The 22,463-nt window shown below is 38.0% G+C and carries 17 protein-coding genes and 4 tRNA genes; 14 read left to right on the top strand and 7 right to left on the bottom strand.

Annotated elements, in window-relative coordinates:
* Nucleotides 1-40: 40 nt before the first annotated feature.
* From G9371_RS08800 to G9371_RS08815, 4 genes are read right to left on the bottom strand one after another with little or no spacing between them, the layout of a single operon-like run.
* Nucleotides 41-1,756 carry a proline--tRNA ligase gene (locus G9371_RS08800; protein ID WP_001202767.1) on the bottom strand — a complete coding sequence of 572 codons (1,716 nt, stop codon included), beginning with the start codon at nucleotides 1,754-1,756 and terminating at the stop codon, nucleotides 41-43.
* A gap of 58 nt (nucleotides 1,757-1,814) precedes the next feature.
* A complete protein-coding gene (locus G9371_RS08805; RefSeq protein ID WP_029424628.1) occupies nucleotides 1,815-4,913 on the bottom strand; it encodes an efflux RND transporter permease subunit in 3,099 nt (1,032 codons plus the stop codon).
* 15 nt (nucleotides 4,914-4,928) lie between these two features.
* Entirely contained in the window at nucleotides 4,929-6,047 is a 1,119-nt protein-coding gene (locus tag G9371_RS08810) for an efflux RND transporter periplasmic adaptor subunit (protein ID WP_001260821.1), read from the bottom strand.
* Between the two features lie 59 nt (nucleotides 6,048-6,106).
* Nucleotides 6,107-6,745: a hypothetical protein gene (locus tag G9371_RS08815; RefSeq protein ID WP_032009406.1), complete on the bottom strand. Its 639-nt coding sequence runs from the start codon at nucleotides 6,743-6,745 to the stop codon at nucleotides 6,107-6,109.
* Between the two features lie 282 nt (nucleotides 6,746-7,027).
* Here G9371_RS08815 and pilG point away from each other — a divergent pair, with 282 nt between their 5' ends.
* From pilG to G9371_RS08855, 8 genes are all read left to right on the top strand, one after another.
* On the top strand, nucleotides 7,028-7,411 hold the full coding sequence (gene pilG / locus G9371_RS08820) for a twitching motility response regulator PilG (protein ID WP_000389061.1): 384 nt from the start codon (nucleotides 7,028-7,030) through the stop codon (nucleotides 7,409-7,411).
* 23 nt (nucleotides 7,412-7,434) lie between these two features.
* On the top strand, nucleotides 7,435-7,797 hold the full coding sequence (locus G9371_RS08825) for a response regulator (RefSeq protein WP_000101096.1): 363 nt from the start codon (nucleotides 7,435-7,437) through the stop codon (nucleotides 7,795-7,797).
* 60 nt (nucleotides 7,798-7,857) lie between these two features.
* Nucleotides 7,858-8,394: a chemotaxis protein CheW gene (locus G9371_RS08830; protein ID WP_000729762.1), complete on the top strand. Its 537-nt coding sequence runs from the start codon at nucleotides 7,858-7,860 to the stop codon at nucleotides 8,392-8,394.
* 46 nt (nucleotides 8,395-8,440) lie between these two features.
* On the top strand, nucleotides 8,441-10,519 hold the full coding sequence (locus G9371_RS08835; RefSeq protein ID WP_000505929.1) for a methyl-accepting chemotaxis protein: 2,079 nt from the start codon (nucleotides 8,441-8,443) through the stop codon (nucleotides 10,517-10,519).
* A gap of 146 nt (nucleotides 10,520-10,665) precedes the next feature.
* Complete coding sequence (locus G9371_RS08840) at nucleotides 10,666-15,186, top strand: Hpt domain-containing protein (RefSeq protein ID WP_029424626.1); 4,521 nt, start codon at nucleotides 10,666-10,668, stop codon at nucleotides 15,184-15,186.
* The gene (locus G9371_RS08845; protein ID WP_000678924.1) at nucleotides 15,183-15,647 is read left to right on the top strand and encodes a hypothetical protein; all 465 of its coding nucleotides are present in this window, start codon (nucleotides 15,183-15,185) and stop codon (nucleotides 15,645-15,647) included. The genes G9371_RS08840 and G9371_RS08845 overlap by 4 nt, the downstream gene beginning before the upstream one ends.
* 255 nt (nucleotides 15,648-15,902) lie before the next feature.
* Nucleotides 15,903-17,294, top strand: coding sequence for a coproporphyrinogen-III oxidase family protein (locus G9371_RS08850; protein ID WP_032049812.1), 1,392 nt, complete (start codon nucleotides 15,903-15,905; stop codon nucleotides 17,292-17,294).
* 7 nt (nucleotides 17,295-17,301) lie between these two features.
* The gene (locus G9371_RS08855) at nucleotides 17,302-18,183 is read left to right on the top strand and encodes an alpha/beta fold hydrolase (protein ID WP_000022127.1); all 882 of its coding nucleotides are present in this window, start codon (nucleotides 17,302-17,304) and stop codon (nucleotides 18,181-18,183) included.
* A 137-nt stretch (nucleotides 18,184-18,320) separates the two neighbouring features.
* Here the strand turns inward: G9371_RS08855 and dapE are convergent, their stop codons facing one another.
* The 3 genes from dapE to G9371_RS08870 all read right to left on the bottom strand — a co-directional run bounded on the left by dapE (nucleotide 18,321) and on the right by G9371_RS08870 (nucleotide 20,730).
* Nucleotides 18,321-19,454: a succinyl-diaminopimelate desuccinylase gene (gene dapE, locus G9371_RS08860; protein ID WP_001016577.1), complete on the bottom strand. Its 1,134-nt coding sequence runs from the start codon at nucleotides 19,452-19,454 to the stop codon at nucleotides 18,321-18,323.
* Between the two features lie 125 nt (nucleotides 19,455-19,579).
* Nucleotides 19,580-19,723, bottom strand: coding sequence for an entericidin A/B family lipoprotein (locus G9371_RS08865; protein WP_001984826.1), 144 nt, complete (start codon nucleotides 19,721-19,723; stop codon nucleotides 19,580-19,582).
* Between the two features lie 98 nt (nucleotides 19,724-19,821).
* Nucleotides 19,822-20,730, bottom strand: a complete 909-nt coding sequence (locus G9371_RS08870) for a DUF1853 family protein (protein WP_029424624.1) — start codon at nucleotides 20,728-20,730, stop codon at nucleotides 19,822-19,824.
* A 104-nt stretch (nucleotides 20,731-20,834) separates the two neighbouring features.
* On the opposite strand from G9371_RS08870, the gene G9371_RS08875 reads away from it, so the two are divergent.
* From G9371_RS08875 to G9371_RS08900, 6 genes are all read left to right on the top strand, one after another.
* Nucleotides 20,835-21,203, top strand: a complete 369-nt coding sequence (locus tag G9371_RS08875; RefSeq protein WP_001259501.1) for a YbaN family protein — start codon at nucleotides 20,835-20,837, stop codon at nucleotides 21,201-21,203.
* Nucleotides 21,204-21,353: 150 nt separating this feature from the next.
* Complete coding sequence (gene elsL, locus G9371_RS08880; RefSeq protein WP_000077301.1) at nucleotides 21,354-21,857, top strand: cell wall-recycling L,D-carboxypeptidase ElsL; 504 nt, start codon at nucleotides 21,354-21,356, stop codon at nucleotides 21,855-21,857.
* Between the two features lie 206 nt (nucleotides 21,858-22,063).
* Nucleotides 22,064-22,139 (top strand) — tRNA-Val (locus G9371_RS08885).
* A gap of 24 nt (nucleotides 22,140-22,163) precedes the next feature.
* Nucleotides 22,164-22,240: transfer RNA gene (locus G9371_RS08890), tRNA-Asp, on the top strand.
* Between the two features lie 47 nt (nucleotides 22,241-22,287).
* Nucleotides 22,288-22,364, top strand: a tRNA-Asp gene (locus tag G9371_RS08895).
* A 21-nt stretch (nucleotides 22,365-22,385) separates the two neighbouring features.
* Nucleotides 22,386-22,461: transfer RNA gene (locus tag G9371_RS08900), tRNA-Val, on the top strand.
* The last annotated feature ends 2 nt before the right edge of the window (nucleotides 22,462-22,463 follow it).

The following is a 22,463-nucleotide window of genomic DNA, read 5'->3' on the forward strand; positions in this document are numbered from 1 at the left end:
AAAGCAGCTTCTAAAAGCTGCTTTTTTATTTATGTATTTATTAACGTACTAATTTAGCTAAAAGTTCTTCTTTAGTTAAATTGCTCGCTTCAGCATCACGGCGACCTTTATATTCAAAAGTACCCGCATCAAGACCTTTTTCACCAATCACAATACGGTGTGGAATACCCATTAGTTCAAGGTCAGAGAATTTAACGCCCGGACGTTCGTTACGGTCATCAAGTAATACGTCAAAGCCTTGGGCTTGAAGTTCTGCATAAAGCGCTTCTGCTGCTTCAAGAGTACGTGGTGATTTGTGTGCATTCATTGGAACAATTGCGATTTCAAAAGGAGCAATCGCTTGTGGCCAAATAATCCCTTTGTCATCGTAATTTTGTTCAATTGCAGCTGCAACTACGCGTGTCACACCAATACCATAACAGCCCATTGTTACTGTAAATGGTTTGCCATCTTCACCGAGAACTTTACATCCTAAAGCTTCAGAGTATTTAGTACCAAGTTGGAAAATATGGCCCACTTCAATACCGCGTTTAATTTGTAGTGTACCTTTACCATCTGGAGATGGGTCACCTTCAACCACATTACGCAAATCGAAAACTTCAGTAATTTGTGCATCACGTTCCCAGTTTACGCCTACAGCATGTTTGTCTGCCTCATTTGCACCAGCAACGAAGTCAGAAAGAACAGATGCAGCACGGTCAACAATTACAGTGATACCTTTTTCAACTAAACCTTGTGGACCAGTGAAGCCAGCAGTTAAGCCAAATGTTTGAAGTTGTTCTTCTGTGGCAAACGCAAGAGGAGCGGCCACTAAAGGATGCTTCTCGGCTTTAATTTCATTCAGTTCGTGGTCACCACGTAAGAATAGAGCAACGACAGGTACATTGCCTTTCTCATCAGCAACGCCTTGAACCAATAATGCTTTTACAGATTGTTTAGGGTCAGCATTTAAGAACTGGCAAACATCAGCAATTGTTTTTTGATTTGGTGTTTCAACCAATTTAAATTCTTGTGTAGGCGCTGCACGCTCACCCACTAAAACAGCTTCAGCCATTTCAACGTTTGCTGCATAATCAGATTCAGTTGAAAATGCAATGTCATCTTCACCACTTGCAGCTAATACGTGGAATTCATGTGAAGCTGAACCACCAATTGAACCTGTATCTGCTTGTACTGGGCGGAAATCTAAACCTAAACGAGTGAAAATACGGCTATAAGTGTCATACATCACATCATAAGTTTCTTGTAATGATTCTTGAGTTGCATGGAAAGAATAAGCATCTTTCATGATGAACTCGCGTGAACGCATTACACCAAAACGTGGGCGGATCTCATCACGGAATTTGGTTTGAATTTGATAGAAATTTACAGGAAGCTGTTTATAACTTTTTAGCTCGTTACGTGCTAAATCGGTAATCACTTCTTCATGTGTAGGACCAAGCACAAACGGGTTGTCGTGACGATCTTTGAAACGTAATAATTCAGGACCATATTGTTCATAACGACCCGATTCTTCCCACAAGCTTGCGGGTTGAGTTACGGGCATGAACACTTCCATAGCACCTGAACGGTTCATTTCTTCACGAACAATGGCATCAACTTTTTTAAGCACACGTGTTCCCATCGGCAGCCATGTATATAAACCAGATGCCAATTTACGAATCATCCCCGCACGTAACATGAGCTGATGTGAAATCACTTCAGCATCGTTTGGGGTTTCTCTCAACGTTGCAAATAAAAAGCGGCTTGCGCGCATGGAAAAAGTCCTAAAAGTTAAGCGTTATAAAAACGCGGATTATACGATAGTCGCTGCATTATGACATGAATCGTCGGGTTTGACGCAGCATAAAGTTTTTCAAGTCATCCAGATAAGTGAAAATGACGGGGACAACCACAAGAGTCAATAAGGTAGAGGTAATGACACCCCCAATTACAGCATGAGCCATTGGTGCACTTTGTTCACCCCCTTCACCTAAACCTAGAGCTAATGGAACCATACCCATCACCATCGCACTTGTTGTCATCAAGATTGGGCGTAAACGGGTTTTGCCTGCTTGTAAAATAGCATCATAACGGCTTATCCCATCTTCCATCGCTTTTTTAATAAAATCGATAAGCAAAATCGCGTTTTTGGTTACCAGCCCCATCAGCATAATAATGCCAATAATTGAAAATAGATTTAGGGTACTCCTAAATAAGAATAAGGCTAGGAAAACACCAATCAGGGACAATGGTAAAGATGCCATAATCGCAGCAGGGTGAATAAAACTATTAAACTGAGAACCCAACACAATATAAATAAATACAATCGAAAGGGTAATTGCCGTTAACGCATAACCCGCAGATTCAGCCATATCGGCATTTGCCCCTTGAGTATCAAAGGTATAACCAGCTGGCAATTTGAATGCTTTTTGCATTTTATCGATATCTTGACCGATATCCCCGCTTGGACGTCCTGAAGTGTTTGCTTCAATTAAAACTTCACGTTCAAGGTCGCGTCGGTTAATTTGCGAAGCTCCAAGTTTTTCTTGGGTTGTGGCTACGGCGCTTAATGGAACTAAAATATTTTGCCCATTTGCATTGGTTTTATTCGAGTTGAGATATAGGTTCTGAACATCTTGGGGAAGCACACGTTTATTTTCATTTAAACGGATATTCACATCATAAGTTTCGCCGTCACGATCTTCCCATGTTGTGACATTGTCACCTGCAATGAGTGGTCGAATCGCATTCGCAATTTGAGAAACAGATAAACCTAAATCACTGGCCAGTACACGGTTAATATGTACACCTAAAGTCGGTTTAGGTTCTTTTAAAGAGCTTTCTAAATCGACCACACCATCAATTTTTTCCATTTCAGCCATGAAACGATCCGAGATTTTTTGTAGTTCATTTAGATCAGATCCTTTAATAGAAATCATAATTGGCTTTTGACCACCAGACACTGAGTCTTGAGCAGCAGCGACTGAAGTCACTCGGATGCCAGCTACACTTTGTAAACGATCACGGAATTCATTGTTGAGTGTTGTCAGGTCTGCGCTACGTTCTTGTTTTGGTTTTAGGGTGACTCCTAAACCTGCATGGTTTTTACCGGAGTCGACTTCACTGTTAACCACTCCATAAGTAGAAACGACATCAGGGAGTTGCCTAATAATCTGATCAACCTGATGTAATTTTGCTTGGGTATATTCTAAAGAAGAATCAACAGGGGTTTCGAACTGAATACGAATTTCACCTTTATCTGGTGTAGGTACAAATTCGGTTCCGATCATTTTTGATAAGCCTAATGCCACAATCAATGAAACAATTGCAATAATGACCGTGATGAAACGAAAGCGTAAGGCAAGCTTTAAAAGCTTTTCATAGATGTGCGTTAGACCATCTAATAAATTAGAAATATAATTAAAGAAACGTTGCAGTCGACTCTCTTTTTTCTTTATAGGATCTTTCCAGTGTGCGGAAAGCATTGGGTCGAGTGTAAAGCTGATGAACATGGAAATAAGAACAGCCGTACTTACAGTTACCCCGAATTGATAGAAGAAACGCCCAATTAAGCCTCCCATAAAGGCAACTGGTAAAAATACCGCTACAATGGTGAGTGTGGTTGCGAGTACTGCTAACCCAATTTCTTTAGTACCATCTAAAGCCGCAGTGACATGGTCTTTGCCGAGCTCTGTATGTCTGACAATGTTTTCCCGAACCACAATCGCATCATCAATTAACAGACCAATACTCAGTGACAGGGCCAACAGTGTCATCATGTTAATGCTAAACCCAAATGCCCAGATGAATGTTAATGTGCCAAGTAGGGTAATCGGTAAGGTTAAACCTGTAATAACAGTAGAGCGGAAAGAACCTAAAAATAGTAAAACAATTAAAACCGCTAAGACCGCTCCTTCAATAATGGTGCGAACAACGTCTTTAATTGAAGCACGAATACCTTTAGAGCTGTCAGCGACGACTTTATAATTCAAACCTGCAGGCATTTGAGCTTTTAGCTTCTCTAAGGTTTGATAAGTCTTGTCAACAACCTGAATTACATTGGCATCGGAACTTTTTAAAATATCGACAGAAACCGCTGTTCTTCCATTATAAAAAGCACTTGATTGCAGTTCTGCTTGAGTATCTTCAACGGTTGCTACTTGTTTTAGAAAAATAGGAGAACCATTTTTATTAGCAATAACTAAATCACCAAATCCAAGAGGATGGATGACTTTTGATTGAATCTGAACAACCAGTTCAGAATTCTTTTGTTGTAAGGTTCCTGCAGGTACTTCTATATTTTCATTTTTTAGGGTGTTAATGACCTGATCAATACCAATACCATAGCTTTGTAATTGTTCAGGATGAACCTTAATCCGAATTTGACGTTTAGCATCACCTAGTAAATTGACATTACCCACACCGGAAACAGTTTTAAGCTGAGGTACAATTTTTTTGTCTACATAGGAGCTTAATTGAGCCAAGCTCATGCTGTTCGATTCAAACACGACTGACATAATTGGGCTAGATGATGGATCGTAGCGTTGTACAATCGGTGTATCAATTTCATCGCGGAATTGGGCAATAACTGGAGCAATTTTGTCGCGAACATCCTGTGCTGCAATAGCCGAAGACGTATCAAGATTAAACTCTGCAATCACCATCGAAAGCCCTTCACTTGAGCGTGAAGTAATTTGTTTAATACCCGAAATGGTATTGATTTGATCTTCGAGTTTTTTGGTAATGTCCGATTCAACTGCTTCAGGTGAAGCACCCGCATATTGCGTAGTGACGACTACGAATGGGAAATCAATATTTGGAAACTCTTCAACGGTCATACGTTTCCAAGATGCTAACCCGAGTACCATTAGACTGAGCATCATCATGATGGTAAAAACGGGGTACTTCACACTAATTCGGGTAAACCACATAAGCTATTTGCTACCTTATTTATTTTTTTCGGTTGTAAGCGTCACTTTTTTATTGATATCAGAATCTTCAAACTGGATACGACTTACCTGATCTGTACTTTGTAAACCCTGAACTAAAGCGATATTTTCGTTGTATCGTTGCTCAACCACTCGAATTTTGACTTTCTGAATCGTTTGATTGCGTATTACCCATACAAAAGGATCATGTTGCAGATTTTGAATGCTATCTAAAGGAATGGTTTGTCCCTGATTGCTATCATTATGCAAAATAATACCGTTAATAAACGCACCAATACTTAATGAATCAATCGCTTCTTTAGGGCTCGCAAAGAATTCAATTTGTCGGCTGTCTTGGTCTGCTACAGGTGAAATACGGGTCAGTATGGCATGTAATTGTTTCGAGTTACCCTGAATCTGATACTGGATAGAGCTACCTACTTTTAAGGCAGATTGTTGTTCAATAGGTAGTTTCGCTTGTATTTCTAATTGATCCGGATTAACGATTTCAAATAATGTTTGTCCAACCGAAACGGTTTGTCCCGGTTCAACTTGTCGTTTCGTAATCACACCTGAAATGGGGCTGGTAATAATACCGTCTCGATCAGCTTTTTTAGCAATATCCACATTGGCTTGTTGAGCTCTAACACTTTCAAGTTGACCTTTATAATCCACCTGACTTTGTTCAAACTCTACACGGGCAATAAAGCCTTGATTGAGCAATCTTTGTTTTCGATTCATCAAATTACGTGCAAGTTCTGCTTGTGCCTGAGCAGAAGCAAGATTAGCCTGTGCCTGAGCTAAGCGTGCAGCGTTGTCTTGATTATTTAATCTAACTAAAACTTGGCCTTTTTGTACCTTTTGACCTACATTGGCTGTAACGGCAGTCGCTGTTGCACTAACTTGGGCTTGAATAGAACTTTGTTGTACTGCACGAATAGTTCCTGTAAAAGCGGTTTGAGCGGCGAGTGAGCCTTCTTTTACAGGAATTAAATCTTGAGGAATGAGTTCAATTTTTTTAGGTTCAGATGCTGTTGTTTTTGGTACTTCTTGCTGGTTACATGCAGCTAAGATTAAACTCAGACTGATCAAGCTTAATTTAAAAAAAGTAGAAGGGGTAAGATGCGTTGTGCGCATACAGCATCATCCTGTAATTCAAATTTTATTTTGCCCCTATTCTTGATAAAGCTGTAACCTTATTCAAGCTTTTTTAAACGTTCGATAATATTTTCATAATCTTTATTGGTGCGATTATAGGTTTTCGAAAGTATTTCAAGTGTTTGTTTAACCATATTAATATTCATAAGATTGTTTTCAATCAAGGTTTTATGTCTTTCGGGAACTTGTTCACCCTTACGAAAATATTCCATTTCTTGCCGCTTAAATAAAATTTTGTCTTGTTGTAATTGGCTCAGTTGGTCCTGCTGATAATTTATTTGTTTTTTAATTGCCAATAATGCTTGGTCTCTTTTAATCGTCGCAGTTTTACTATTGCTATATGCTCTTTTTAATTTGTTATCTTCTTCTCTATATCGAGCTGATAATGCACGCTGTGAGGACTGATTTAAATCGGCTTCAGAATTATAAGGATGATTTCTTTTAATGACCTGCATATTCTGGTCGAGTGCTTCATATCCATAGCGAATATGAGCCGGCGTTACGGATGTACTAATATTCGCAATACCATGTTGGTCATAATAACGATACCAGACAGCTTTAGGAGTTGCATTGGCGGCCAACGTTGGGGAAGAGAAAAACAGTGTTCCGCAAGAGGCAATGCCTATAGATACAGACAAGCAGTTCCTATAAAAGGCATATTTCATCCGCTTATTCATAAAATTCCCCAAAAAAGAAAGGTAAGTCACTTATTTTTAAATAATTAATCTTAAATATATTAGTTATTATTTAACTGAATAAAAATATCGACATTATAAAAAAAATGATAATTTTTTTGAAAGTGTGATGAGGTTAAAAGTTATTGTTTATAAATGAGAAAGTAGACAAAAAGCTTTCATTGAAAATAGAAGTATAGATATGTTAAAAATGCGTATAAATCTGTAAAAACAAATTTAAGTTAAATTGCATTTATATTTTATGTTATGGGGATGGAAGATTAAATGGAAGATGCATTCCAAAATCTGAAAGTAATGGTTATTGATGACTCAAAAACTATTCGCCGTACCGCAGAAACTCTATTGCAACGCGAAGGTTGCGAAGTGATTACTGCTGTCGATGGATTTGAAGCTTTATCTAAAATTGCTGAAGCGAATCCGGATATTGTTTTTGTAGATATCATGATGCCTCGTTTAGACGGTTATCAAACTTGTGCTTTGATTAAGAACTCTCAAAATTATCAGAACATTCCCGTTATCATGCTCTCTAGTAAAGATGGTTTATTTGATCAGGCAAAAGGGCGTGTGGTAGGTTCAGATGAATACTTGACGAAACCTTTTAGCAAAGATGAATTGCTAAATGCGATTCGTAATCATGTAAGTTCATAATAAGTAATTTGAGGGCAAAAGAAATGGCACGTATTCTCATTGTTGATGACTCACCAACAGAAACTTTTCGTTTTAAAGAAATCCTAACTAAGCATGGCTATGACGTACTTGAAGCATCTAACGGTGCAGATGGTGTGACTTTGGCAAAAGCTGAGCAGCCTGACTTGGTATTAATGGATGTGGTCATGCCAGGTGTAAATGGTTTCCAGGCAACGCGCCAGATTACCCGTGATGAAGACACGAAGCATATTCCAGTGGTGATTGTGAGTACTAAAGATCAGGCAACTGACCGAGTATGGGGTAAACGTCAAGGCGCAATCGATTACTTAATCAAGCCAATCGAAGAAAAGCAATTAATTGATGTAATTAAACAATTTCTAAATTAACTCATCCATCCATAAAAACATAAATAACGGGATAAATACGCCCGTTTTATAGGATCGAGTATGGCTGCGAATGGATTTATCGAGTTACTTCGTTTGTCTAAACGGGGTAATAAGAATTACGCTTCAGTTCAAAATGAAGCACAGCGATGGTCAGGAATTGCTTTTGAAATGAGAGGGCAATACTTCGTCGCACCACTTGGGGAAGTGTCAGAAGTTATCTATCCACCGAAATATACACCAGTTCCAAATACTCAAAGTTGGGTCAAGGGATTGGCAAACATTCGTGGAAGATTACTTTCGGTATCTGATTTGGCTCATTTTATTTCAGGGCAGCGAAGTTCATTTTCGTCTACCCAAAAAGTGCTGTGTATTAGCCATCATGACCAGTATGTGGGGTTGGTTGTGGATCAGGTTTTGGGGATTCAGCACTTTAATAAAAAAAGTTTTTTTTCTCAGAGTTCAGACTTAGAGGAAAACCTAAAAGAATATTGCCAAGGGTATTTTCACCAACACAATCAACATTGGCATGTCTTTTTATTTAGTCGGTTATTGCAAAACCCACACTACATGAACGCATCGACAAAATTTATAAACTAATTTTTATGCTGTGAATGAACAGCGTATTTTTCTGGGGAGAAGCTGTATGGGCTTTAAACTTAAAAAGAAAAGTGGCAATCGCGGTGCTACCGGAAAATCGAGTGTCAATTTTATTGCAAAAATCCAGTCAAAAATTGAGCAGTTTGCCAGTTTATTTGGGGAAAGTGAAAAGTCCAAGCCTATCCTTTATGCAGCGCTGTTATGTTTAGTATGTGCGTTAATTTCATTAGCTTATCTATTTTATAATGTGCCTCGTCATAACCAGTTAATTCGAAGTCTTGGTGAGTTACGTCTGTTATCTCAAACCATTTCTAAACAAGCAACTGAAGCAACAGAGTCGGGTTCTCAAGAGGCGATCACAAAGCTACAGCAATCTAAAAAAGACTTTGATGAGAACTTACTTGAAATTGAAAATATTCACGGTAAGTCGACCGATGAATATCAAAAAGTTGAGAAAATATGGGGTGAGGTTTCAAAAAATATTGATTTGATTTCATCACATCAACGAGTTCTTAACCAGTTATATGATACCAACATCTCGATTAGTGAAACGGTTCCAGAGATTCAGGCAGAATATAACTTGATGGTCGACCAAATGGCTCGCCAAGGTTTGCCAAGTAGTCAGGTAATTATTGCTAAAAACCAGGTATTTATTGCAGAGCGTATTTTACGTTCGATTAACTCGGTGTTAAGTGGTACGGACGGAAATGTATCAACTAGTGACTTTAGTGTCGATATTGAGACTTTTGGTACCTATTTAAATGCTGAACTGAATGGTAATGCCGAGTTAGGTGTTGATCGTATTGCTGATCCGGCTTTACGTGAATCTTTAGAAAGTATTAAGTCTGAATATGACAAAGTCTTAAAATCTGCTGCTGCAACGGTATTAAAAAATGGTAGCCAGATTGTCAATGTTCGTCAGGCTTCTTCTCAGATTTTCGCTAAATCGGATGTAATGTTGGAAAGTCTAGGACATTTATCTGATGTTGCAAGAAAGAACTGGCTCACCTTATTTTTAGGTGCTGTTCTTATTCTTTCATTAGGCGGACTAATTTTCTCTGTATTCAAGTTAATTACACTACGTAGTGTAATGGATAAGCAGCGTGTTGCTCGATTACAGGAAGAATATGACCGTAACCAGAATGCGATTTTACGTTTACTTGATGAAATTGCCGATTTGGCGGATGGTGACTTACGTTCATATGCAACTGTATCTGAAGACTTTACGGGTGCCATTGCCGACTCGATTAACTTCGCAATTGACCAACTACGAGATTTGGTTTCACGAATTCATGAAACCTCTCAGGAAGTTGCACGCTATACACAAGATACGCAAAGTATTACTAACCAGTTAGCAGAGGCATCAGAACATCAGGCGCAAGAAATTGCAGGTGCTTCTACTGCCATGAATGAAATGGCACAGTCAATTGACCAGGTATCTGCCAACGCTTCTGAATCTGCGGAAGTAGCACAGCGTTCAGTACAAATTGCATCAAATGGTGCACAAGTGGTAAATCGTTCAATTGAAGGTATGGATACTATTCGTGAGCAGATTCAGGAAACTTCTAAACGTATTAAGCGCTTAGGTGAGTCTTCTCAAGAAATTGGTAACATCGTATCGCTCATTAACGATATTGCAGACCAAACGAACATCCTTGCATTAAATGCAGCAATTCAAGCATCTATGGCAGGTGAGGCTGGTCGTGGTTTCGCCGTGGTTGCCGACGAAGTACAACGTCTTGCTGAGCGCTCAGCATCTGCAACCAAACAGATCGAAACACTGGTTAAAACAATTCAGACCGATACCAACGAAGCCGTTATTTCAATGGAACAAACAACAACGGAAGTTGTACGTGGTGCGAATTTGGCAAAAGATGCGGGTATTGCACTGGATGAAATCCAAAAAGTATCGGGTGACTTGGCAAAATTGATTGCGAGCATTTCCGATGCAGCAAAACTTCAGTCAGCATCTGCGAGTCACATTGCAACCACCATGACGGTTGTACAAGAAATTACTTCGCAAACAACAACGGCAACGTTTGATACTGCTCGCTCCGTATCAGAGTTGGCGAATATGGCAGAGTCATTACGTGAGTCAGTAACGGACTTTAAATTACCTGACTAAATTGGGGGATAAGAATAGCTATTCTCATATCGCTATTCTTTTAAAAGTATGAGCAGCGCCAGACAAATATTGGGGAAATAGTTATTTTTCTGGTGTTGACTCTGTAGTTTTCCCCACTCAGGGGGTAAGCAAAAGAAGCCTTTGCTATGAAAGAAATATTAAAAACTTTAACTGAAGCAATGACGCTACCTGAAGATAGCTATTCTGAACAAGATGCTGAGTTTCTTGAGATCTTCATTGAAGAAATTGAAGAGATTTTTGTTGATTTGCAACCTTTGATAAATAAATGGATGCAGTCTGAGAATATTGCTAAGCTCACTGAAATTCGTCGTCATTTCCATACCTTAAAAGGTTCCGGAAGAATGATTGGCGCTAAATCTTCAGCTGAGCTTGCGTGGACAGTCGAAGATACACTCAACCGGGTAATCAACCAAAGCTTACAATTAACGCCAACTATCCAGAGCTATGTGCAGTTAGTATTTAAGTTCTATTTCCTTAAATTAGTAGATAATTTTAAGCAAAAAAGAGCACATACCTTAGATTTCAGACCTCTTATTTTATTAGGTCAACAACTACAACAACAGCAAAGTTTAGAACCAGCTTTAGAAGAGCTTTTACAACTTTCAAATACGCTTACGGCCGAAACAGTGACTGGTCTTGAGCTAGATTATATTGAACAAGATTCGTTAGCCGAGCCAATCATTCAAGCTACTCATACTGAAATTGAAATAAATCTAGATGAAACTTTGACCTTATTTATGGAAGAGGCAGAAGAACATTTAGCCACGATTCATCAATTTTTGGATCAAGAGTTACATCAGTACGACAGTTATAACGCTTTAATCCGCGCTTTACATACTTTGCGTGGTAGTTCTGCAATGGCGCAGGTCGAAACAATTTTCGAGGCCAGTACCAAAGTTGAGCATTTATTTAAAATACTGCTGCAAGAAGAGTTATCTTCTCACTCTGAAGAAATTTTATTATTACAAGAATATCGTGAGTTTGTTCGAGATAGCTTGGAACTACTATCTAGATATAGTTCAAGTGAACAGCTCGAAGCGAGATTGCAGCAATTTAATCAATCTTGGGATGCATATGTTGAGCAACATGGTGACCGAACAGATCCGTTAATGCCTTCTCATGGTTTGGTATCGCAATTATTACAATTAGATGTTTCTGAATTATTGGATGCAGAATTAGATTTTGAGAAGGGTATTCGTAATGAGTTTCCTGATTATCTTGAACGCCTAAGTGAACAGGCTGATTTATTACTGCAACATACACATTCTCAAGCAATGCTGGGTTTACATGAATATACCAGCCAACTGAAAGAAAGTTATGAAGTGCTGCTTGATAAACCTGCGTTATTACAATCAGACTATATATTTGAAATTTATCAAAAAGCGCATCAACAGCTCATTCAATTATTTGATGCTTTAGCTGCTGGTCAGCGAGTCGGTGTTGTTAAGCAACATCAAAGTATTTTAGAAGAATTAAAACTTTATACGCAATACATTCCAGACCTATCAAATGACCTGTCTCAGCAGGATTCGACATCTTTTGAACCAATATCCAATATTGAACCAGAGCCAGAAGTAGTAGCTACTGTAGAGAATTTCTCAGACTCTGCAGACTGGGCGGTATTAGGTCAAAGTGTGCAGCAAGATCGACAATATATTTCATCTACACAAGTGAATCGAAATTTTGATGCTGATCTTTTAGATATCTTTCTTGAGGAAGCTGAAGAATTACTTGAGGGAATTGATACCGATCTTAATATTTGGGTAGGTGAGCAAGAAAACTTTGCAGCTCTGAACAACCTAATGCGTTATTTGCATACCTTGAAAGGGGGAGCAAATATGGTTCAGGCAACGTATCTTGGTTTGATTGCCCATGAATTAGAAAGCATTTATGAGCGTTTAATTCAAAAGCAATTAGTAGCAACTTCAGATTTAATTGATTTTATTCGTTTGGTTCAAGATGACTTGGCTGATCGTTTACAAATCATGCGTGAACAACAACTAGATTATGCAGCTCCTTACACAATTAACGCATTAAAACGAGCGGGTCAAAACTCTAACTTCCAACCTGTATCAGTGGTTGAGGCATTTGATGCTGAAAGTGAGGTATTCTCTGAGCAAGAGGTGATATCTGAAATAATAATAGATGAGATACCAGTAGAACTTGAACCTGCTCTTGCAAAGCTAGAAACTCATCACGATCAGGTATTCGATACAGTGGTTACCGAGTTAGCTACTCCAGTTGAAGTAATTACCTCGGTTACATCGCAAGAGAATGAAGTTGCAGCTGATGAGCAGGACATTGATGCTGTTGTTGAACAGACCTTCCTAGAAGAAGCTATTGAATTGTTAGAAATGGCTGAGTCGCTATTAAAACAATGGTTTGAACAGCGTACAAACCGTAGTATTTTGCTTCAGCTACAAAGAGCCGTGCACAGTTTGAAAGGTGGTGCACGAATGGTGGGTTTAGAAGCCGTACAAGCAATTGCCTACCAACTAGAAAATGCTTTTGAACAATTTGCGTTGCATCACTTCAATTCAAATATTTATGATCATTTATTAGAAAGTGCAATTGCATGGTTAAAAGATGCAATTTTTAACCACAACTATCAGCATTTCGATGGATTACAGCAAAGTTTAGAAAATATTCAATTCTTTGAAACTACAATCCAGATTCCGACTAAGTTAACTAGAGCGGACTTGTTTAGCTCAGAACCAGTGATGACCTTTATACAAGGTGATGGTACAGAGCCTCCACCAATGATGGGAGCATGGGAGCAAACAGAGCGTCTGGATCAGAATAATGAAATGATCCGTGTTTCAGCCGACTTAATCGAGAAAATGATTGATTTGTCTGGTGAAAACTCCATTAACCGTTCACGAATTGAAATGGACCTAAGCCAGTTTAGCCATACACTAGTTGAAATGGAGTTGGCGATTCAACGACTTGCCGATCAGTTACGACGAATGGAAGGTGAGTTAGAAACACAGATTATTGCTAAACATGGAATTGAACATTCTCGTTATACTGACTTTGACCCATTAGAGATGGACCAATATTCATCTTTAAATCAATTGTCGAAATCGCTTGCTGAATCTGCATCGGACTTGGTCGACTTTAAAAATACGTTATCTGACAAGATCAGAGATACCGAAAGTTTGCTTTTACAACAATCACGAATTCAAGCGGAAATTCAAGAAGGTTTAATGCGGACACGGTTGGTTCCATTTTCGCGTTTATTGCCGCGTTTACAACGAATTGTTCGTCAGACGTCTACAGCATTGAATAGACCTGCTGAGCTTTTCGTAAATAATACGGAAGGTGAGTTGGACCGCAACATTTTAGAACGGTTAGTGATTCCGCTTGAGCATATGCTCAGAAACGCAATTGACCATGGTTTAGAAGACCGAGCGCAGCGGCAACAAGCAAATAAACCAGAAACAGGGCGTATTGAGCTTAATATTCAGCGTCAAGGTACGGATGTTGTGGTTGTCTTTAGTGATGATGGTCAAGGTATTGATGTTGAAAAAGTACGTCAGAAAGCCCTCCTTGCCGGATTGATCAAGCCAGAACAAGACTTAGAACAGCAAGACATACTGCAACTCATTTTCCATCCGGGTTTAAGTACAGCAGAGCAAGTCACTCAGATTTCCGGGCGTGGTGTAGGTCTTGATGTCGTGCAGAGTGATATTAAGTCTTTGGGGGGACATGTCAGCGTTGAATCCGTCTATGGGCAGGGAACAACATTTACGATTCGCGTACCGACTACAGTAGCGGTAAGTGATGCCTTAATGGTTAAAGTGGCAGATCAACAATTTGCGATTCCACTTGCTCAAATCGATCGAATTATTCGAGTATCACCAGCCTCTTTAGAGCAGTATTTTGAAAGTCCTCAAGAACTATTTGAGTATGAAAATAAACGTTATCCATTACGTTATCTTTCAGAATTTGTTGGCAACCAACCCATACCACGTCTAAATGGCGTGATGTATTCATTACCTGTGTTAATGATTAAAGCCAATAATGGCCAAACTGTGGCACTACTTGTTGACCAGTTAATTGGCTCTCGAGCACAAATTGTAGTGAAACCAATTGGTCAACAGTTCTCTAGCATTGGAGCAATTGCAGGCGCCACAATTTTAGGTGATGGACAGGTCTGCTTAATTTTAGACGGACAAAATATTGCGCGACAAATTCAGTCAACTCAGCGTCATAAACAACTTAGTGAAGCAATATATAGACAACGAGAGTCTGATGAACGCCGTCTCATCATGATTGTAGATGACTCAGTAACTGTGCGTAAGGTCACTTCCCGATTACTTGAACGCCAAGGCTATGATGTGGTTACGGCTAAAGATGGTGTTGACGCCATAGAGCAGCTAGAAAATATTAAGCCAGATTTGATGCTACTTGATATTGAAATGCCACGTATGGATGGTTTTGAGGTTCTCAATCTTGTACGACATCATGATATGCATCAATACATGCCAATTATTATGATTACATCCAGAACAGGCGAAAAACATCGTGAACGAGCATTCTCGTTAGGTGTAAGTCAATATATGGGTAAACCTTTCCAGGAAGAAGAGTTACTAGAGAATATCGATGCTTTACTTGTAGCGTCTGACAGTGAGGTCAAATCATGAAAGGTAGTGTAAATACATCATTGATCGCTAATATGGACCAACAAGAGCTACAGCATCTTATTACGGTTTCAACTGGTTTTATTGACGCTTATATCATTGAATGTAACGATCAGGTACCTATGCTATTGCCACAAAACATTGTGTTGTCTGCCATGGATGTAAAAAATGGTGTAAAACATATTGAATGGCATGATGTGAAGCTACCGGTCTACTCAGTACATAACGCAATTGATCAACATGCAGTCGCATTAGTGATTGAAGGGGAAGATATTAGCCAACGTTTTGCATTAATATGTAAAACTATGCCAGTTTCTACTCGTCTGCGTATTTCTGAAATTGTCGATGAAATGGATGAGCATGAGGCTGAACAACACCCAGCAGTATTTAAATATGTGCGTATGCAAGATCAACGCTACTATATACCTAACTTAGAATATATTGAAAAATCACTTGGCTTATAAAGGAAAAAGGAACTCTTTTGAGTTCCTTTTTTTATGATGACTAAATAATATATTAGCAATACTAAAAGGTGAATTTTTATTTTTCAAAATATGTAAATTTATGCGCATATTTTTATTATATAAATTCAAAATTTTTGATCTAGATTAAATTTATAAAAATAAAATTCTAATGTTTGGGAGAATTAAATTAATTGCGTAATTTATTATATTTTAATACAATATATTTATTGATATATAATGACAAATATAGTGACTATGGATATTGTTTCAATTAAAAATTTCATCCAAAAAAATAAAGTAAGACATTTATCAAATAAAGTTCTACATACCCATCCCTCACCTAAAATGTGGAAAACGGATTTAAAGGAAGAAGAAAATAATTACTTTTTATTAAATACAGATGCTCAATATAAGTCTATAAATTTATATTTAGGCATTCCATATTGTATTCCTACTGATCCACCTCATTGTGGATTTTGTCTTTTCCCAACACAAGACTATAAAGGTAAGCGGGAAATGGACTTTTATCTGGATTTTTTAAGTAGGGAAGCCCACTTATATAAAGAATTTTATCAAGGAGCTAAGCTTGAAAGTTTGTATGTAGGAGGAGGTACACCTAATTTACTTCAGCCTAATGATTATATGAAACTGACTAAGGTTGTATCTTCTCTTTTTCCCGATGCTGGTATATCTAGCCCTATAGAAATGACATTAGAAGGTATCCCTCAACTTTTTAATGAAGATAAAATAAGAGCAATTAAAGATGCAGGTTTTAACCGTGTCAGTATGGGAGTGCAACAGGTTAATGATGAGTTAATCGCTACAAGCGGTCGAAAACAAACGAGAAAGCAGGTTTTTGATGCAATTGAATGGTTCCATAAGTATTCTTTATCTTGTAACGTCGATTTGATCTATGGCTGGCCAAATCAAACGGTTGAGGCAATGCTAAGAGACTTGGAAAGTATTGTTCAATCAGGAATAAAACATATTACTCACTATGAGCTTAATATTGCTGGTCGTTCTGACTTTGCGACAAAACAAAAGCAAAATACGCCCTCTATTGAGAAGAAAATTGAAATGTATAACATTGCTAAACAGTTCTTAATAAGCAAAGGCTATAAACAAAAAACAGTATATGATTGGGAAAAAGAAGATAATAACCAATTAATTTCAGAGAAATATTTATATGAAGATAACCTTAGAGACTGCTTAGATGCCAATGGGCAAAGTAAAATGACCACAATGAGTGGACTGGGTTATGCAGCCGTTAATATGAGACTGCAACCTAACTCATCAAGCATTAAATCTGTTTCAGCAATGAATCATCGAAACCTAACTGAATACTACAATGCAATATCTTTAAATAAACTTCCTGTTGAACGTATGTTTGTTCATGATACTGAAGATGTAAAGTTAATTTGGATATTTCAAGCATTACAAGAGATGAAAATTAACACCAAAAAGTACGAGAAAATTTTTAATAGTGATATTAAACTCGATTATAAGCCTATTTGGGATGCATTAGCCGAAGAAGGTTGGGTAGAGCATAATGATGAATATATTAAACTTATTAATGAAGGTGAGTTTTATACTCCACTTATTCAGGCATTATTAAGTCAACCTAGAATAAAATCCTTGCAACAGTAGAAAATAAATGTCAATTCATAAAGAGCTGCATATTTTAAAAACAGATGACCATAGCGAGTTTGCTTTATGGGAAGTTGCTAAAAGCGAGAATACCCTGATAAAAAAAGAAGCAATTTTCTTATCTCATGGTGCTTTTTCAGACAAGACTGTTTGTATGGGTATTGCAGATTACTTGGCAAATCATGGATATATCTGTTTTATTTTAGAATGGCGAGGGCACGGCACAAGCCCAAAAACAGATATTCCATTTAATTTTGAAACTGTTGCGTTATATGAATATAAAACTGCATTTCACTATATTTATCATCATTTTAATATTGCCTCTTTACACTGTGTAACCCATAGTGGCGGAGGTTTATGCTTAACAATGTTCTTGATTAATTATCCAGAATATTTAAAGAATATCCAAAGTATTACTTTTATAGCTTGCCAAGCATTTGGAGCAGTAAATAACTCTTTTGACTTTATTAAACTCTTTTCTGCAAAACTCATTGTTAAAGGTCTAGGCCAGATACCAGCTAATAAATTTAAATTAGGACGAGTAAATGAAAGCTACTACACCATGCGGCCATGGTTTAACTGGAATTTAAAGCAAAATTTTATTAGTGAATATAAAAATATTGATTATAAAAAACATATGAGCTCTATTAGAGTCCCAATATATTCTATTAGCGGAACTGGCGATAAATTTATTGCACCAGTTAAAGGATGTTATAAATATTTAAAAGCTTTTGAAAATCAAGATAACGTATTTCGTGAATTTGGTTGCTCTAATAATAACTTGGAAAATTATTCCCATAGCCGAATTGTTTTGAGCCAAAATGCTGCTAAGGAAGTCTGGCCCACTATATTGCAATGGATAGATAAGAACTCAAAAGAAGTTCTATAAAGATTATGAAAATAAATTATCTGGATTAATAAATAAGAATCTTATTTTAAGATTTTTAACAAATATTCTCACAGTTAAAAATAATAAAAAGCACCCTAAAGAGGATGCTTTTTATCTAATTCCTGATCTTTAATATTTTAAGCAAGTAGGTTCTCTAAAATTTGCTCATAAATATCAGTTAATGGATCAAGATCATGTACATCAACATGTTCATTAATTTGATGGATAGTTGCGTTTAGAACACCGAGTTCTAAAACTTGTGCACCTGTTGGCGCAATGAAACGCCCATCAGATGTACCACCACTTGTTGAAAGCTCAGTCTCAGTACCAGTCACATTTAAAATAGCAGTTTGAGCTGCGTTAACTAATTCACCTACTGGAGTTAAGAACGGTAAGCCAGACAAATTCCAGACAATTTCATACTGCAAGCCATGCTTGTCTAAAATTTCATGAACACGTTGTTTAAGCTGTTCTGCTGTAACCTCGGTTGAATAACGGAAATTAAAAGTAACTTCTAAAGCACCAGGGATCACATTGGTTGCGCCAGTACCTGCATGGATATTTGAAATCTGGAATGAAGTTGCAGGGAAATACTCATTGCCATTGTCCCAAACTGTTTGGCACAACTCAGCTAACGCTGGCGATGCTTCATGAATTGGATTACGTGCCAAGTGTGGGTAAGCTACATGACCTTGTTTGCCTTGAACCTTCAATACAGCATTAAGAGAACCACGACGGCCATTCTTAACAATATCACCTAATTTATGAGTACTTGATGGTTCACCAACCAAACACCAAGTAATTTTTTCATTACGCTTTTCCAGTGTTTCGATGACTTTAACTGTACCGTTAACAGCAGGACCTTCTTCATCTGAAGTAATTAAAAAAGCAATTGAACCTTTATGGTTTGGGTGTTTTGCTACAAAACGTTCAGATGCAACTACCATTGCAGCTAATGCAGTTTTCATATCTGCTGAACCGCGACCATATAATTTGCCGTCGCGAATTTCTGGTGCAAATGGATCTGAATTCCAAGCGTCTAAACGTCCTGTTGGTACTACGTCGGTATGACCTGCAAAACAAAATACAGGGCCTTGGGTTCCACGTCGAGCCCATAAATTATCGACATCTCCAAAGCGCATAGGTTCAATATGGAAGCCAACTTTAGCTAAGCGGTCAGCCATAATAGTTTGGCAAGTATGATCAATAGGAGTAACAGAAGGCTGTTGTAAAAGTTCTAAGCTAAGCGAGAGAGTGTCTGAGTGGTTCATACCGGAAATTGCGTACTGATGAGGTGAAATATAGTCCGATATAATAGGCGAATCTCTAAGGGATGGGTATTTAAAAATAAAAAAACCTTATCGAGACGATAAGGTTTTTAAATGTTAAGCATAACTTACATTTTATTTTCAGTTTTTTGTGCGGTGTTAGTTACAGCATCACCAGCTTTAGAGACATCTTGACCAAAACCCTTGAACGTATTACAACCTGTTAAAACAAATGCCACCATTACAGATGCGACTAAAACTTTTTTCATCATTTTCTCCGTATAAATTTAATAATGAAGTAAATTTAGATTAAAAAACAAACGGAAAAAGAAACATGATTGTTTAATAGTAAAAACGTTATAAATTGTTTCTATAAGGACGTGGTCTCTTGTAAAACACCGTTATTTTTGATGAGAGAAGGTTTTAAGCTTAGTAAAGCAGGGTGCCTGAACATATAAAATCGGGTTTCATTAATATTTTGACAATATAGACCATCAGTCCACAAATAAGCAGTGTTTGAACTCGCTTTTTGATGAGGACAAAGCCATTCATGTCTTTCTAAGCGGTAAAAGTCAGATTTAGGGATTTCTGTACCCCAAGTACCTAAGCGACGTTTTAAATTTACCCATTCAGGAATAGGCTGTTCTTGAGGTAAATTTAAAGGAAGATAAAGTTGTCCTTTTAAGACAGCGAAACGTTGTTGAACTTTAAAACCCAAAGCTTCTGAAAATTGAAATTGTTTGTCAGTAAAGTGGTAAAGCTTTTTACTTAAAGTATCTTGTCTATTTAAACCAATCCATTGTTCTAAATTTAATTGACCTTCACCTAGGTAATATTTTAGAGCAACTTCCCAATGTTCAATTTCTTGAGTATTTTGATTTAAAACTAAAAAATCGAGTTCACCTAAAGTTTTTGCTCCATCAATTTTTTGAATGCTATGGCCTAATAACTGATAAGGATGATATTGATCTTCTTGTAGCCAAAACCAAAGTAAATTTTCAAAACGTAAACCTAAGCGTGTACTCTTAAGCCGAGACATAAATTGAAGTAAGGGTTCTGGTGCTGCATCAAGCTGCTTTAGGCGGGGTAAGTAATTTTGAAAATGTTGTTCCCAACTTTGATCCGTATGTAATTGAAAATTATGTCGAATAGTAAGGCTGCAGGGAAGTTGGCCAAGTAGGTTCGGGCTGGCAATTGTAAAGGCCAATTGTCTTACCATTGGGTGACTGAACTGTAACCATGGCTCAAAATAGGATGTTTTAATTGAGGCAATATTCATACGTTGAGTACTCGAAATAATTCATCCAAATTTCATGGTCAATCAACAAAACAATACCAGAAAAACACTTTATACTACGAGTAACAATAGCTTAAGGTTTATATATGCGAACATTGTTTTGGCGAACTCTGGTCGTGATTTTTATCACGCTTGGTATTATTGGAGCAATTTTACCAGGCATGCCGACAACAGTGTTTCTTATTCTGGCTGCTTGGGCGGCCTCAAAGGGATGGCCTCAGATGGATGCGTGGTTGTTAAACCACCCCAAGTATGGACCAACCCTGCGGGACTGGCGAGCAAATGGGACAGTACCGCGTAAGGCAAAGTGGATTGCAACCATTATGATGACCGCAAGTGGTATTCTGATGCTGTTTACTTCGGCGCCGTTTTGGGTCAAGGTTTTTACCGATACTACCATGCTTGTTGTTGCAATTTGGTTATGGCTACGTCCTGAGCCAAAATTAAAAGATTGATAATCTTTTAATTTTGGCGCAAGACAAGTAGTGAAACTGCGCGTAGAGTAAAGAAGATTGATAATATTTTAATTTTGACGCAAGACAAGCTTTCCCATAATTTTTCATTAAAGCTCAAAATAGTTGAGTTGATATAAGAGAAGAAATTCGATGTCCCAATTTAAACTTGAAGATGCAGATATTCTTATCGATTTAGCAAATCAAACTTTAAGCTTACCTAAACATAATAAGTTTTACGTGGTCTCTACTGGCAAAAATGGAATTGGGGAGCAAGAAAATACGGGTAAAACCCCACGCGGATGGCACCGGGTTGCTAAGAAATTTGGTATGCAATCTCCCAAAAATGCAGTTTTTATTGCACGGCAGCCCACAGGTGAAGTTTATAGCAGTGAATTAGCCGCACAATTTCCTGAGCGAGATTGGATATTGTCACGCATTCTTTGGTTAGATGGTTTAGAAGAGGGCTTTAACAAAGGCGAAGGCCACGACACGATGCAACGTTATATCTATATTCATGGTACACCTGATAAAGAACCGATGGGGGTTCCAATGTCACATGGGTGTATTCGAATGCGTAATGAAGAAATCATTGAATTGTTTGATTTAGTCTCTGAAGACGCATTAGTTTATTTGTCTGAACAATCTTTAACCTAAAATAGGATTTTAAAGATTATTGTTTAATTAGCCGAATGATCAAAATATTAAAATAAGTGCTTAAATAAAATACAAAAAATTGTTTTTTACTTAATAATGACTTATTTTTAATCATTCATTCGCATTTTTTTGAAAAGTTGTCGAAAAGCGTTTGACACCTGTTAAAGATTCTCTATAATGCACCTCACAAACGATGAAGACGTTAAGGGCGCTTAGCTCAGTTGGTAGAGCGTCTGCCTTACAAGCAGAATGTCGGCGGTTCGATCCCGTCAGCGCCCACCAAGCCTTTACGTTAAGATCTCAAGTGCAGCGGTAGTTCAGTTGGTTAGAATACCGGCCTGTCACGCCGGGGGTCGCGGGTTCGAGCCCCGTCCGCTGCGCCACTTAAGACTTAACATCGTTTACCCCACAATTGCGATATTGTGAAAGTGCAGCGGTAGTTCAGTTGGTTAGAATACCGGCCTGTCACGCCGGGGGTCGCGGGTTCGAGCCCCGTCCGCTGCGCCACTTTTATAAAACGCTTTTGCAGGGCGCTTAGCTCAGTTGGTAGAGCGTCTGCCTTACAAGCAGAATGTCGGCGGTTCGATCCCGTCAGCGCCCACCATA

The organism is Acinetobacter sp. EKM10A, from assembly GCF_011075215.1.
Taxonomy (GTDB): Bacteria; Pseudomonadota; Gammaproteobacteria; order Pseudomonadales; family Moraxellaceae; genus Acinetobacter; species Acinetobacter baumannii.

Excerpts from the sequence above, each read along its gene's own strand:
- G9371_RS08855 (WP_000022127.1), top strand. The coding sequence starts at position 17,302 with ATGTCAATTCATAAAGAGCTGCATATTTTAAAAACAGATGACCATAGC.
- G9371_RS08865 (WP_001984826.1), bottom strand. The coding sequence starts at position 19,723 with ATGATGAAAAAAGTTTTAGTCGCATCTGTAATGGTGGCATTTGTTTTA.
- dapE (WP_001016577.1), bottom strand. The coding sequence starts at position 19,454 with ATGAACCACTCAGACACTCTCTCGCTTAGCTTAGAACTTTTACAACAG.
- G9371_RS08810 (WP_001260821.1), bottom strand. The coding sequence starts at position 6,047 with ATGCGCACAACGCATCTTACCCCTTCTACTTTTTTTAAATTAAGCTTG.
- pilG (WP_000389061.1), top strand. The coding sequence starts at position 7,028 with ATGGAAGATGCATTCCAAAATCTGAAAGTAATGGTTATTGATGACTCA.
- G9371_RS08815 (WP_032009406.1), bottom strand. The coding sequence starts at position 6,745 with ATGAATAAGCGGATGAAATATGCCTTTTATAGGAACTGCTTGTCTGTA.
- G9371_RS08840 (WP_029424626.1), top strand. The coding sequence starts at position 10,666 with ATGAAAGAAATATTAAAAACTTTAACTGAAGCAATGACGCTACCTGAA.
- G9371_RS08835 (WP_000505929.1), top strand. The coding sequence starts at position 8,441 with ATGGGCTTTAAACTTAAAAAGAAAAGTGGCAATCGCGGTGCTACCGGA.
- G9371_RS08850 (WP_032049812.1), top strand. The coding sequence starts at position 15,903 with ATGGATATTGTTTCAATTAAAAATTTCATCCAAAAAAATAAAGTAAGA.
- G9371_RS08825 (WP_000101096.1), top strand. The coding sequence starts at position 7,435 with ATGGCACGTATTCTCATTGTTGATGACTCACCAACAGAAACTTTTCGT.
- G9371_RS08830 (WP_000729762.1), top strand. The coding sequence starts at position 7,858 with ATGGCTGCGAATGGATTTATCGAGTTACTTCGTTTGTCTAAACGGGGT.
- G9371_RS08845 (WP_000678924.1), top strand. The coding sequence starts at position 15,183 with ATGAAAGGTAGTGTAAATACATCATTGATCGCTAATATGGACCAACAA.
- G9371_RS08800 (WP_001202767.1), bottom strand. The coding sequence starts at position 1,756 with ATGCGCGCAAGCCGCTTTTTATTTGCAACGTTGAGAGAAACCCCAAAC.
- G9371_RS08870 (WP_029424624.1), bottom strand. The coding sequence starts at position 20,730 with ATGAATATTGCCTCAATTAAAACATCCTATTTTGAGCCATGGTTACAG.
- G9371_RS08875 (WP_001259501.1), top strand. The coding sequence starts at position 20,835 with ATGCGAACATTGTTTTGGCGAACTCTGGTCGTGATTTTTATCACGCTT.
- elsL (WP_000077301.1), top strand. The coding sequence starts at position 21,354 with ATGTCCCAATTTAAACTTGAAGATGCAGATATTCTTATCGATTTAGCA.
- G9371_RS08805 (WP_029424628.1), bottom strand. The coding sequence starts at position 4,913 with ATGTGGTTTACCCGAATTAGTGTGAAGTACCCCGTTTTTACCATCATG.